Consider the following 14,206-nt stretch of genomic DNA (forward strand, 5'->3'; position numbering starts at 1 on the left):
TTTTTGTTTCAAAAGCGATTGCCTAAGATTTAAATTACTTTTCAAATTCTAAATATTTTAACATTTTTTTTCTTATTTCGCAGAATTGATATAGGCTAAATGAAAATTCCTTACTTAGCTTGTGTTTTTTAAGCTTTTATAAGGGTTTGGTTAACATTTATTTAAGATTTTATACATATGTTCCGTTTTAAAAAACATTTGTTACGCCCCTTGATCTAAATAAAATCAAAATTTGTCTAACTAAACTTAAAAAGAACAGAATATGAAATTTAATTTATTTGTCAAGTCTAGACTCAAGGTTTTTCTGACAGCAATATTATGTATTGTTGGCTTTGGTTTGGTACAGGCGCAATCAAAAAGCGTAAAGGGGATTATCACTGGAGAAGGTGAGCCTCTTCCGGGCGTTAGTATCGTGGTAAAAGGTACCGCAGTCGGAGCGGTATCAGATTTTGATGGAAATTATGAAATACAAGCTCCGCCAAATAGTACATTAATCTTTAGTTATATAGGTTATCAACTTCAGGAGATACCTGTTAATTCAAAGAGTACTATTAATGTGGTCTTGACAGAAGATGTTGCTGCATTAGAAGAGGTGGTTGTCATTGGTTACGGTTCTCAAAAAAGAAGAGAAGTTACTGGTGCTGTAGCGCAAGTGCAAGCAGAAGATATTGAAAAAATATCAACATCAGATATTGGTAGCGCGCTTCAAGGACAAATTGCTGGTGTGAATGTGACATCGAGTAGTGGTCAACCAGGAGCTGATGCAGTTGTTTTAATTCGTGGTATTAATTCTGTTTTTGGAAGTAATAGTCCCCTGTACGTGGTAGATGGAATACCTCAAGACGGAAATCCGCAATTGAGTGTTGCAGAAATTGAAACTATAGATGTTCTTAAAGATGCTGCTTCTGCGGCAATCTATGGTACAAGAGGATCTGCAGGGGTTATCTTGATCACAACAAAAACCGGTAAGGTTGGAAAAATGAATATTGGAGTAACCAGTTACATGGGAGTGCAAGATATTACATCTAGCGTGCCTTTGATGAATTTTGAAGATTCTATGTACTCTCAGTTTTTGAGACTAAATAATTTGAATGGGACGTTCCCTAATAATTCTTTTACGACACTGGAGCAAAATCCTAATGATTTTACAAACAATACCTATCTGATGGATCTTTTACAGAACGATATGGCATTAATACAAAATCATAATGTAAATATCTCTGGAGGTAAAGAAGGACTTACCTATAATGTTTCTATGAACTATTTTGATCAAGAAGGATCATTAATAAATTCTGGATTAGACCGCTTGAATGTAAGAGCAAATACAACGTATAAAAAAGATAAATGGACCTTTACAACGGGTGTTGGTTTAAGAACAGATGAACAAAACTATACACCTTGGCAGATTTTGTTAGATGGGTATAGATACAAACCTTATCAAAAAGCGATAGATCCAAATTCTCCAACTCAGGATGATAGTGCAGGATCTAATACCAGTAATGATGCCGTTAACTTAAGTTATTTGACCAGTAAGTTAAAGCAAACTGATGTTAGAAATGGCGATAATTTTGATGTGAGAATGCAAGTAGATTATCAAGTACTTAAAAACTTGAAATTTACCACGCGTGGTTCTTTGAGTCGCACAAATAATACTAGAGTTAGAATTAATCCATTATTTACCGCCTATAGTGTAGATGGGGATTTAATACCGCAACAAGTAAGATCTGGTGTATACAATCAAAGTGATAGAGCTACCAGTGCTACTTTAGATGGGATTGTCTCTTATGATAAGAATTTTGGGAATCATCATGTTACTCTTGTTGGTGCCTATACTACAGAGAAATACACCTACAATTCGTTTTTCGCTCAAAAATTTGATCTTTTTAATAATGAAATTGTAACCCTAACTGGCGCAACACTAGATGCTAATGTGGGGACAGGTAATGGATATGGTCAAGATAGAATAAATACCTTAATTGGTATGTTGGGAAGAGCGCAATATGACTATAAGGGGAAGTATTTATTAAGTGCCAGTCTTCGTCGTGATGGTACAAGTCGTTTTTCAGAAGAGAATAGATGGATCTATGCACCTTCAGTATCTGCTGCTTGGATTGTTTCTGATGAAAAGGGTTGGGATAAAGTGTTTGGGAACACGTTTAACTTCTTCAAAATTAGAATGAGTTCTGGTACTACAGGGAACCAAAGTATTTTAGATTATAGTACAGAACCTACCATAGGATTGGGTCACGATTATGTTTTTGGAACTGGCGCTAATGAGTCTTTAGTTTTAGGAGCGGTCCAAGAAGCTTATAAAAATCCAGATGCCAAATGGGAGAAAAAAATAGAAAAGAATTTTGGTGTAGAACTTGGTTTTTTTAATAATAAACTAACAATTACAAGTGAAGTGTATGATGGTTCTAGAACAAATATGCTATTCCCCGTTGTTTTACCACCTACCGTTGGTGGAGGTAATAACTCTAGTGTAATACTTAATGTGGGTGATATGCGTAACTACGGAACAGAGTTGAGCGCTAATTATAAACACCGAGGAAAATTTAGCTGGAATGTATCTGCAAATTATTCTAAGAATGAAAACATGATTACTAGAATGAGTGATTCTAATAAGTTTTCTTTTTTAAGTGGTAGTAGTGTTGCTCCAGGATTACCGGGAGAAGATTTAGTAACGGCATTAAGAGAAGGGTATGAAGCGGGGGCTTTTTTCCTTATCGAAACAGACGGACTTGTTAGAACGCCAGAAGAATTGGTAGAATACCAGAAAATAGATGAAACAGCTAGTTTGGGTTCACTGCGTTATGTAGATCAATTAACGGTAGATACTAATAATGATGGTATTCCTGATGAAGGCGATGGTTTAATAGATCTAGATGATAGGGTATACAAAGGTAGTGGAGCTCCTGAATTTGAATTAGGACTAAACTTAAATGCGGATTACAAAGGGGTAGATTTCTCTATGAATTGGTACGCAGCAATTGGAGGCGAAATTATTAATGGAAGTAAAGCTTATGCCTATAAGCAAGGTACCCATCAAGATTTAGTATATCAATGGACGCCAACAAATCCTACATCAGACATTCCAGCAGATAGAGGGCGTGATAATTTTAACTATCGTGGTTATACAGACTACTGGCTTCAAGATGGAAGTTTTGCAAGATTAAGAAACTTAACATTAGGGTATTCTTTACCTAAAAAATGGAATGATAAACTTAAAATTAGTAAGCTTAGATTTTACCTGGCAGCAGATAATCTTATTACTATAACAAACTATGATGGTTTTGATCCAGAGATTGGTAATGATGGTTTAAATACCCGTGGAATAGATGCAGGGGTGTACCCAATTAGCACACAATATAGAGCTGGTATTGAATTTAAATTTTAAAAAAATATAGCAATGAGAAAAATAATTTTTAATAAAATAGTAGTTGCTTTACTGTGTATAATATGCGGTACGGCGTGCTCTGATGATTTCTTAGCAGAAACAAATCCTAATGAGCTTTCAACGGGTAGTTTCTGGAAAAATAATGTAGATCTTAATACGGGTTTAACCTCTGTTTATAATGGGTTTAAGAATACCAGTATTTTTAATGTAGTCTCAGAAAACCATCGGGCAGATATGACTTGGCCGGGATTTGGTAGACCAAATACACAAAATGCGTTTTATCTTCAAACGTTTAATGATGCTGAAAATGACATCAGAAATAAATGGGCTGCATTGTATGTAGTAATTTTCAGAGCTAATCAGGTAATTGAAAATGGGAATAGACTTAAAGAGACGTATACAGATCAAGATAAAATAGATTTTGCTACAGAAATAATAGCGCAAGCAAGATTTTTCAGAGGTATTTCATATACTTACTTGTACAATATGTTTAACCAAGGTAGTGTACCTATTTTTGATTTTGTTCCAGAATCTGAAGATGAATTTTACCAACCTGTAAGCTCAGCAAGTGATGTAAAAGCTTTTTATATTGCCGACCTTGAGTTTGCTTATGAAAATTTACCACCAGCTTGGGATGGGAATGTAAACTTAGGAAGAGTAACATCTGCAGCGGCAGCGGCAGAGTTAGGAAGAAGTTATTTGTATGAAGAAGAGTATACGCAAGCGGCAGTATATTTTAATGATATCATCACGAACTCAGAATATGGTAGAAGTTTAGTAGATAACATCGATGATAATTTTTCTGAAGCGGGAGAGTTTAATTCAGAATCTATTTTGGAGGTTAGTTACTCTGTAAATTTCAAGGCAGAATTAAATCCTTTTGATAGTCAGAATGTATCAAATACTTTAGGTAGATCTTTTTCTCCTGGAAATTTAGGAGGTTACAGAAGTGGTGTTCCTAGTTGTTGGCTGCAAATGGCGTATAAAAATGAAGCGATGGATTTAAGCGATCCTCGTAATTTTGTACCCTGTGAAGATGGTTCTGAAGGTTGTGATCCGGTAACCTTAACTAGACCTAGATCATACTCTCTTCGTACCTCTTATTCGTTAGCACTTGTAGATGATGTAGATACCCCTTTTTATGGAGGCTTTTTACCGGGACAGGTAACTCCGTTTAATAATAAAGAATGTGCTTATTTCAGAAAATATTCTAATTGGGCTACGGTAAACTCAGAAAATGACATTGTTCCTAATACTCGTTCAGGAATTAATATTCGTCTCGTACGTTTAGCAGATGTGTATTTAATGCTTGCAGAATGTCTTATAAAAGGCGGCACAGATGAAGGCGGTTTAAATGATGCTTTGGCATTGGTTAATGAAGTGAGACACCGTTCTGCGTTGCAATTAATTGGTTTAAATGGTACAGGATCTTATCCAGGTGCAGATCATGATAATGTAGCGTATTCTGCGCAAGATCTAATGGAGCATTTAATGTATATCGAAAGACCATTAGAATTGGCAGAAGAAGGCCACGCCATTCGTTTTCTTGATTTAAGAAGATGGGGTGTTTTAAAACAACGTTTTCAAGATTTAAGCACCAAAAAATATTGGGGTGATAACTATGTAACTACAGATACAGATGGTAAAGCAGTAACCAGATGGGGAGCTTTGTTGACAGAAGGCGAAAATCCTGTAGCAGGCGGTTTTACTTTTGTAGATTATGCTCAAGCAGCAGTAAACTATAGCGAGAATTTACATGGGTATTATCCTATACCAAATAGTGAGGTTACGGCTAATCCTAATTTGAACAACTAAAAAAAATAAAATGAAAAATAAATTCATAATAATAGCATTGGTTATTGGCCTCTTTACTGCCTGTAATCGGGATGAGTATGATGCTCCAAATTCTTTATCAGATGTTTCATGGTATACAAGTGGTTTTAGAGATACCATTATACAAGTAAATGTAAATAATTTTGCTTCTTTTTCAGATTTGTCTCAAGGAGCGCTGTCTCATAAATGGACCATAGAGGAAGGGAGCTTTTATTTAAAAGGGCCAATCACTAGAAGTGATACCATATTTGATGATTTTAAGATTCAACCAGAATCCTTAGAAAGTGAAGATGAGACCATTCATGTGTTGTTTACACAAGGTGGACTAAAAAAAGTAAATTTATACAATGAATTTAGCGAGTATGTTGAATTTAAGGGGGCAGACGGATTTATATTTCCTTCAAAAGAAGTTGCTGGTAAATGGGTTATTGATACTACGTTTATTGTAGATGTATACGATACTATCGTGCCAAAAATTCTAATTCGTCAAAATGGTATTGTGGTTCCTCACGAGTCTGAAACGGATGAAATTATTGTAGAGGCAGGTTCTACTCTAGAATTTGTAGATGTATCTACTATAGGGCGCCCTAATACAAGATCATGGTCTATAGCAGGAGTAACAAAAACAGATTCTCTTTCCGTAATTCAATTCAATAAATTAGGAAGTTATAAAGGAAACTTAAATATAAGTAGACAAGGGGAGAGTATTCCTGGAGATTTTGATAACTATAAGATACCTGCAACAATAACCGTTATACCTTCTTCCTTGCCTTTTGAAGTAGCTGGCGAAGTTGTAGAGTTAGAGAATCAAACAATTCAAATACCGTATAATGGAGAATTTGCTCCTTTTTCAGATCAAAGTTCTCATTTTACGGTTACCGTAAATGGTACTCCTTTTGCAATAGCATCCATAGGGCTTAATGCTTCAAATGCAACACTTTTAGAAATTAAATTACAAGAACAAATTTATCGCTCAGATGTAATCACGGTTTCTTATGATGGAAGCGGAGATTTTGAATCTACGGACACACGAATTCCGGGTGCTTTTACAGACGTTCCCGTAGCCATGTTTCAGCATGAAATTGTAAAGTTTGATTTTGAATCTAATGGCGGTAATTGGACGGCAAATGTAGAAAATTTGCCAACCACTACCATTGATATTTCAACAGAACAAGCAGCTAGTGGTGTTAGTAGTTTAAAGGTGGATGCAGGTGCATCTGGTAATTGGTCTTCTTTTGAGAATCTTGTAGATCTATTTCATTTAGATGCAGGAGTATTGGTTCAATATGAATATAAAGTTTATAAAGCTACTGGTGCTAATTTAAATTTTATGGCTCCTTGGATTAATAATACAGGAGGAACAGTTACGCAGTTCTGGCATAATGATATTGCAACGGCTCCAGAGAATACTTGGGTAACTATAAGACCAGGTAAGCAATGGGCTACAGGAACAACGGCAGATGATTTTAATTTGTATTTAAGACATAGTGGTTCGGGAACACTTTATTTTGATGATATCCGAATTATAATAGTAGATGATAGACCATAAGATGGGTTAGTAAATTTTTAGACAAAGGGCTTCATATTTTCTATGAAGCCCTTTTTTGCGATAAAAAATAGCATTGTCTATATTTTATCTAGTTTCATTTTAAGGATTCTTTAAATTCAATAATGAAATTTGAGAACACAATAAACAGATATAGAATTATGATAAAACTTAAATTGGTAGCCTTTGTTTTAATCTTTCAAGTACTTTCTTGTAGTAAAAGTAATGGGGAAGAAAAGCAGACGGTAGAGGAAGAAAGTCAAGAAGAAACGGTTACTCCTGAAGAAGAAGTAGAAGCGGAAGTAGAAGAGGAGACTACCGCAGATTGGAAAACTATTCCCGTGCCAGCAGATGCGGGTACCGGTAATGTATGGGAATTTCAAGAGCTTTCAGATGATTTTGATTATGATGCTCCTGCCGATGCTAAGGGAACTGAATTTGATAAGAAATGGACAGATTTTTACCACAACCAATGGAAAGGGCCAGGATTAACGGAGTGGAGAAGAGAAAATTCTTTAGTGGCCGATGGTAATTTGCAAATGATTGCAAATAGAGCAGAAGGTTCTAATAAAATAAATTTAGGCTGCATCACTTCTAAAGAACAGGTAGTATACCCTGTTTATATTGAGGCAAATGTTAAAATAGCCAATACAACTCTAGCTTCAGATGTTTGGTTGTTGAGTTCTGATGATACACAAGAAATAGATATTGTAGAAGCTTATGGTGCTAGTTATTCAGAATTAGCCGATAGTGATCAAACCTGGTATGCAGAACGTATTCATATAAGTCATCATATGTTTATTAGAGATCCTTTTCAAGACTACCAACCAACAGACCCTGGTAGTTGGTATCGTGATGGTACCTTATGGAGAGAAGACTATCATATTGTTGGAGTGTATTGGAAAGATCCGTTTCATTTAGAATACTATATAGATGGTAAATTGGTACGAACAACTTCTGGTTCAGAAATGATTGATCCTAATAATTTTGCAGAAGGTAAGGGCTTATACAAGCCTATGGATATTATTATCAATGCAGAAGATCAAACCTGGCGCTCTGATAAAAATATTACACCTTCTGACAAGGAGTTAGAAAATAAAGAAAATAACACTTTTGAAGTAGACTGGATCCGTATTTTTAAACCGGTTCCAGCTAATTAAAGGAATTAAAATAACAAGTGCTATAAAACGTATGAGTAGGATTCTAACTCATACGTTTTATTCATAAAATCATATGTTATCTTATCTTCTTAAAAAATAGCTAACTTTTGTAAAGCGCTTCTAGCGCTTTTTCCTTTTTATATAAAGACAAAAAAATATTGAAAAATGCTTAAAAAAATCTTTGTACTTTCCGTTCTATCCATCTCCTTTTTTTCTTGCAAGGAAGCTGCTCAAGAAGAAGTAATCCCCACTAAAAAGCCAAATATTATTTACATCATGGCAGATGATCATACCACACAAGCATTTGGTATCTATGGCAGTAGGTTGGCAAGTTTAAATCCTACTCCAACCTTAGATCAACTGGCGCATGAAGGAATGGTCTTTGACAATTGCTTCGTAACCAATGCTATTTGTACGCCAAGTAGAGCAACCATCCTTACAGGACAGTATAGTCAAGCAAATGGAGTATTAGATTTAGAGGGACATTTAGAGACAGCGAATCAATATTTACCAGAAGAACTTAGGAAATTAGGCTATCAAACTTCTCTAATTGGAAAATGGCATTTGGGTGAAAAGCCGAATTTTGATTATTACAACATTTTTACAGAGCATGGAGGGCAAGGATCTTATTTTGATCCTAATTTGACGGAAAGTGGAATGAATTTCGCGGAATACGGAACACCAGAATATGAGGGAAAAAAATATACAGGTCACAGTTCAGATATTGTGGCAGACATCTCTATAGATTGGCTTAAAAATAAAAGAGACAAAAACAAACCATTTATGTTGATGGTTCAATTTAAAGCGCCCCATGATGATTTTGAATATGCGCCACGCTATAATGATTATTTAGCAGATACCTATATTCCTGAGCCTGCAAGTTTGTACGAAAATGGGAATAATGGTTCTATAGCAACACGCGGAAAAAATGACTCCTTACTTAGTGTAATTGGCTCATCAGTTTCTAAAAGAAATACCATAAGAAGTATGGGAATGCGTTTGTGGAGTGATGCTTTTACTAAAATATCAAACCCAGATTTTGATGCCTCAGTAGGGACAAATTTAGATTTAAGTGATAAGGCTTATACGCATGCTACTTATCAAGAATATCTAAAAAGATACCTGCGTTGCGTAAAAGGGGTAGATGATAATGTGGCACGCTTAATTAAATATCTAAAAGAAGAAGGGTTGTATGATAGCAATACCATCATTGTATATACGGGAGATCAGGGCTTTATGCTTGGGGAGCATGATTATATAGACAAACGTTGGATGTATGAAGAATCTATGCGTATGCCATTTATTGTGCATTATCCAGAAAAAATTAAGCCCAATACCAGAACAAATGCAATTATTAATAATACCGATTTTGCTCCTACCTTAATTGATTTAGCAGGGGGCACAGCACCAGAGCATATGCAGGGGCATAGCTTCAAAACTATTTTAGAAACAGGCGAAGAGCCAGAAGATTGGCAACAGTCTACCTATTATAGGTATTGGATGCATATGGCTCATGCACATGCCAATCCAGCGCATTTCGGTATTCGAACAAAACAATACAAACTTATCTTTTTCTATGGTAAGTATTGGGTAGACACCAAAGATCCAGAAGCTACATGGAATAAAAAGAGTTGGGGTAACCGGTTTGAAATGGATACTCCCGTGGCTTGGGAATTTTATGATCTTAGTAAAGATCCTAAAGAGATGAATAATGCTTATAACAATCCAGAATACAAGGCTGTTATTGCCGATTTAAAAAATCAGTTAATAGCAAAACGTAAAAGCTTAAATGAAGAAGACGGGGAAAAATATCCACATATTCAGAAGGTGATTGACGCCCATTGGAACGATTAAATATAACCTTGTAGAACCAACTTTTTATGAAAATCAGTATTCAAATATTGGTAGTTATGGTGTTGCTAGTTTCTGTTGCAGGAAACAGCCAAATGAAAAAAGAGCGGTATACTTCTAGAGCTATTTCCATTCCAAAATGGGAAGTTGTGGATATTAGTTTTAAAAGTAATGAAGAAGCAGTAGCGCCCTACACTACAGATTTTTCAGCAATTTTTACGAATGAAAAGGGTAAGCAACAAAAAGTACCTGGTTTTTATAACGGCAAAAATGAGTGGATCATTCGTTTTTCTAGTAATGAGGAAGGGCAATATACCTATGAAACCGCATCCGTTCTAAAAGCATTGAATCAGAGGAAAGGTAAAGTTAAGGTAGTGGCTTCGAGTAATACGAATCATGGAGGTATTGTAATTAAAGAAGAAGATCCTCAACACTTTTATTATGAAGATGGTACGCCTTATTTTTTATTAGCTTTTGAATGTGATTGGCTGTATGCCTTAGATTATCATACTGAAAAAAGCTTGCCTAAGACAGATCATTTACTGGATTTAATAAAGGAAAACGGATTTAATCAAATTGTGATGAACGTATTTTCCTATGATGTGAGTTGGCAGAAAGATGCGAAACTAGCACAGCATCCAGAGCACGAATTTGGAGGGCCAAAGGATATATTTCCTTTTCTAGGAACAAATGATACTCCTGATTATAGTGCTTTGAATCCAGAATTTTTTCAAAAGCTAGACCGTACCATCAGCTCAATGCACGATAAGCGCATAGCATCACATTTGATGATTTATGTCTGGAACAAATTAGTCGCCTGGCCCGATATGAATAGTGAGGCAGATAATATGTATTTCGATTATGTGGTTAAACGTTATCAGGCCTTCCCAAATATGGTTTGGGATATATCTAAAGAAGCTTTGTATTACGGTAGAGCAGATGAAGAGTATATTCATGGAAGAATTGAAAGACTGCGTAAAGCAGATCAATTTAATAGATTGGTCTCTGTACATGATTTTAAATACTGTTCTAATTTCCCTGAAAAGGTAGACTTTATATCTAGCCAAAACTGGTCGCACAATCTGTATGACAAGATGTTAGCTGCTCAGACAAAATTTAAGGATAAGCCTGTTTTTAATATAGAACATGGTGGTTATGAAGAGGCCCCGTATACCGTTTTTACAGGAGATTATACCAATGCAGAAACGTGCCTAAGAAGAAATTATATGTGTTTGTTTGCAGGAGTATACACTACATATTACTGGCAAGGAGCTTCCTGGAATGCTATTATTTACAATCCTTTTGAACAATCAGAAGATTTTATTAAACCAAAATTTGAATATTTTCAACACATGATGAAACTATTCACTGCATTTGATTTTAGCAAAATGAAACCTACACCTTGGCAAAATGGTAGCGCTTATAATCTAACGAATGATGAGAAGACTGTTTTACTCTACATACATAAAGAAAATTACGGTATAGACGCTGCATTTTTGAAAAAGGAAAGTAGTAAAAGAACTGTGCAATGGTTCAATACATTAACGGGAGAATTTACTACTGTAACAGCTATGCAAGATTCCGGTAAATTTATTTCTCCTTGGTCAGGAAAAGCAGACGCTATTTTGATTTCTAAGCTCAGACAGCCCTAAAAACAGGTGTTTTAATCATTTGCTCTATTATTAAAGACATACGTTTTAATGCTTTTCGCAGGATAATTCGAATTTCGCTACAGAAATTAAAGGAAACCATTTAAGAATTATTTACCATGAATTTAAAAAGATATATGTTGTTTGCCATTCTGGTTTGTTCGTTGGCAATTTCTTCCTGTGCAGATAAAAAGGAGAAAAAAGAAACCGTAGAACAAGAGAAGCCTGTATATGAAGCAAACTGGGAATCTATAAAAGCGAATTATAAAGACCCAACATGGTTTAATGAAAAAAAGTTTGGAATTTTTATCCATTGGGGAGCATACAGTGTTCCTGCTTATAGTTCAGAATGGTATCCTCGTAAAATGTATATGGATACGGCCACATTTTCTGCGCAATTAAAATTAGGAGAAAAAGGTCCATCTGATGTTTTTTTACATCACAAAGAAAATTGGGGAGATCCAAAAACGTTTGGATACAAAGATTTTATTCCAATGTTTAAAGGTGAAAAATTTGACGCCAATGAGTGGATCAACATCTTTGAAAAAGCAGGTGCAAAATATGTCATTCCTGTAGCAGAACACCACGATGGTTTTGCCATGTATAAATCAAATGTGACCCGTTGGAACTCGGTAGATATGGGGCCTAAAAAAGATATTTTGGGCGAATTATTTAAAGCTGGTAGAGATAAAGGTATGATCATGGGAGCTTCTTCTCACTTTGCCTTCAACTGGTCTTTCTATAATAAAAAAGATAAATTTGATACAACAGACCCAGAATATTCAGATTTGTATTCTACCAAGGGTAAAGATTTAACGCAACCTGTATCGGAAGAATTTAAGGAGCTATGGTGGGCAAGAACTAAAGATATTATAGATAACTATCAACCAGATATTTTATGGTTCGATTTTTATTTAGACATCCCTGATTTTGCAGATCAACGCCCTAAATTAGCCGCCTATTATTACAATAAAGGTATTGAATGGGGAAAAGAAGTAGTGTTGCAGGATAAAAATTTCTCTCACGAAGCATTTCCAGAAGGAACAGTTATCTATGATTTAGAACGAGGTAAACTACCTGGAATTAGAAAATTGCCATGGCAAACGGATACCTCAATAGGTAAAAACTCTTGGAGTCATGTAACCAATTGGGAATCTAAGACCGCCAATGAAATTGTAGATGATTTAATTGATATTGTTAGTAAGAATGGAAATCTATTACTGAATGTAGGTCCAAAAGCTGATGGTACTATCCCGGAAGATCAGCAAGCTATATTATTTCAAATTGGCGATTGGTTAAAAATTAATGGCGATGCAATATATGATACTACCTACTGGAAAACTTTTGGTGAAGGTCCTACAGAAGTAAAAAAAGGACACCACTCAGAAGGAGATAATGAAGGTTTGTCTTCCAAAGACATCAGATTTACAACAAAAGATAATAAGTTATTTGCTATCGTTCTTGATTGGCCAGAAGATGGGATTGTAACAATTGAGTCGCTTGCCAAAAATTCAGAATATGTAAAAGATTTAAAGATTACCAATGCGAAAGTTTTAGGTAGTCCGGACAAAATAAAATGGAGTCAAGAGGCTGATGGTTTAAAAGTAACAATGCCAACAGAGAAACCAGGAGACTTTGCTTATGTTATTCAATTCGATTTTTAGTAGTACTGTAGTTTAATTTTTAGTATGTGCCAAGGCTTTGTTTTCTGACGAGTCTTGGCATTTTTTTTTAATCCTAATCTATACATGATGAAATTTAGAAATTCACACTATTCCAACATACCCGTTTACACGCTAAGCGCTCTATTACTTTTTATGGTAGGGTGTAAAAGTTCTGCAGAGGTCACAACCGTAAGAGATAAGAATACCCTAACAACAAATATGTTTGAGAAAAATCTATCTAACTGGGAAGTCTGGATAGGGGCGGTTCATACTTCTGTAGATTTAGACGTAGATAAGTTTGATAATGTTCAAACAGGCAAGCCTTTAGGATTGCATAATGATTTAAAAAATGTCTTTTCGGTACAAGAGGAAAACGGAGAAGCTATAGTAAAAATAACAGGAGAAATTTACGGAGGGTTAACGACGAAAAAAGAATATGGTAACTATCATCTATCAGTTCAATTTAAATGGGGAGATAAGAAATGGGAACCAAGATTAACTACAAAAAGAGATAGTGGCATACTCTATCATGCTAAAGGCCCCCATGGTGCTTTCTGGAATGTGTGGATGGCTAGTGCTGAGTTTCAAGTTCAAGAAGGAGATTGTGGAGATTTCATTGCTTTAGGTGATGTCTACGGGGATGTCCCTTCGGATAAAAAAATGAGAAGCGACGGTAAACCTTATTTTATTTATAATCCTAAAGGGTCTTTAACGCCTTTAAAATGGGGAGCAGATTTTGAATCGGGACAAGCTAGTAAAGCTACTTTACATGAAAAGCCACATGGAGAATGGAACACTTTAGAGATTTATTGCTTAGGAAGTGAAAGTCTTCATGTCGTAAATGGTTTTGTAGTGAACAACGTAAAGAATATTCGGTATGATTTGGATGGGAAAACATACCCTGTTATTAAAGGTAAGATTCAATTACAATCAGAGGCAGCAGAAGTATACTACAAAGATTTAACACTAACACGTATTACTGCGTTTCCAGAGAAATTTAAAGGTTTATAAGCCTTTCAGGTGTAATTAATCATCCGTTCTATATTCTAGAACATACGTAGTCTGCAATCCTAGTCTCTTAAATTAATTTTGAGAGTAGTACTCCG

Annotated in this window: 8 protein-coding genes; all 8 read left to right on the forward strand. The window is 35.3% G+C overall.

Annotated elements, in window-relative coordinates; genetic code table 11:
* The first annotated feature begins 262 nt into the window (after positions 1–262).
* The 8 genes from M666_RS09585 (at position 263) to M666_RS09620 (ending at position 14,111) form a co-directional block, all read left to right on the forward strand.
* Positions 263–3,397: a SusC/RagA family TonB-linked outer membrane protein gene (locus M666_RS09585; protein ID WP_029446909.1), complete on the forward strand. Its 3,135-nt coding sequence runs from the start codon at positions 263–265 to the stop codon at positions 3,395–3,397.
* A gap of 12 nt (positions 3,398–3,409) precedes the next feature.
* Complete coding sequence (locus tag M666_RS09590; RefSeq protein WP_029446908.1) at positions 3,410–5,212, forward strand: RagB/SusD family nutrient uptake outer membrane protein; 1,803 nt, start codon at positions 3,410–3,412, stop codon at positions 5,210–5,212.
* Positions 5,213–5,222: 10 nt separating this feature from the next.
* The gene (locus M666_RS09595; RefSeq protein WP_029446907.1) at positions 5,223–6,779 is read left to right on the forward strand and encodes a hypothetical protein; all 1,557 of its coding nucleotides are present in this window, start codon (positions 5,223–5,225) and stop codon (positions 6,777–6,779) included.
* A 158-nt stretch (positions 6,780–6,937) separates the two neighbouring features.
* Positions 6,938–7,936 carry a family 16 glycosylhydrolase gene (locus M666_RS09600; RefSeq protein WP_029446906.1) on the forward strand — a complete coding sequence of 333 codons (999 nt, stop codon included), beginning with the start codon at positions 6,938–6,940 and terminating at the stop codon, positions 7,934–7,936.
* Positions 7,937–8,101: 165 nt separating this feature from the next.
* Positions 8,102–9,790 (forward strand): sulfatase family protein, encoded by a 1,689-nt coding sequence (locus tag M666_RS09605; RefSeq protein WP_029446905.1) that lies wholly within the window; start codon positions 8,102–8,104, stop codon positions 9,788–9,790.
* Between the two features lie 26 nt (positions 9,791–9,816).
* Positions 9,817–11,439, forward strand: a complete 1,623-nt coding sequence (locus tag M666_RS09610) for a DUF5060 domain-containing protein (RefSeq protein ID WP_029446904.1) — start codon at positions 9,817–9,819, stop codon at positions 11,437–11,439.
* A 116-nt stretch (positions 11,440–11,555) separates the two neighbouring features.
* The gene (locus M666_RS09615) at positions 11,556–13,100 is read left to right on the forward strand and encodes an alpha-L-fucosidase (protein WP_025615688.1); all 1,545 of its coding nucleotides are present in this window, start codon (positions 11,556–11,558) and stop codon (positions 13,098–13,100) included.
* 84 nt (positions 13,101–13,184) lie between these two features.
* Positions 13,185–14,111, forward strand: a complete 927-nt coding sequence (locus tag M666_RS09620; protein WP_029446903.1) for a 3-keto-disaccharide hydrolase — start codon at positions 13,185–13,187, stop codon at positions 14,109–14,111.
* Positions 14,112–14,206 lie beyond the last annotated feature (95 nt).

Origin of the sequence: Cellulophaga baltica 18, from assembly GCF_000468615.2 — a bacterium.
Classification (GTDB): domain Bacteria; phylum Bacteroidota; class Bacteroidia; order Flavobacteriales; family Flavobacteriaceae; genus Cellulophaga; species Cellulophaga baltica.

Excerpts from the sequence above, each read along its gene's own strand:
- M666_RS09585 (WP_029446909.1), top strand. The coding sequence starts at position 263 with ATGAAATTTAATTTATTTGTCAAGTCTAGACTCAAGGTTTTTCTGACA.
- M666_RS09590 (WP_029446908.1), top strand. The coding sequence starts at position 3,410 with ATGAGAAAAATAATTTTTAATAAAATAGTAGTTGCTTTACTGTGTATA.
- M666_RS09595 (WP_029446907.1), top strand. The coding sequence starts at position 5,223 with ATGAAAAATAAATTCATAATAATAGCATTGGTTATTGGCCTCTTTACT.
- M666_RS09600 (WP_029446906.1), top strand. The coding sequence starts at position 6,938 with ATGATAAAACTTAAATTGGTAGCCTTTGTTTTAATCTTTCAAGTACTT.
- M666_RS09605 (WP_029446905.1), top strand. The coding sequence starts at position 8,102 with ATGCTTAAAAAAATCTTTGTACTTTCCGTTCTATCCATCTCCTTTTTT.
- M666_RS09610 (WP_029446904.1), top strand. The coding sequence starts at position 9,817 with ATGAAAATCAGTATTCAAATATTGGTAGTTATGGTGTTGCTAGTTTCT.
- M666_RS09615 (WP_025615688.1), top strand. The coding sequence starts at position 11,556 with ATGAATTTAAAAAGATATATGTTGTTTGCCATTCTGGTTTGTTCGTTG.
- M666_RS09620 (WP_029446903.1), top strand. The coding sequence starts at position 13,185 with ATGATGAAATTTAGAAATTCACACTATTCCAACATACCCGTTTACACG.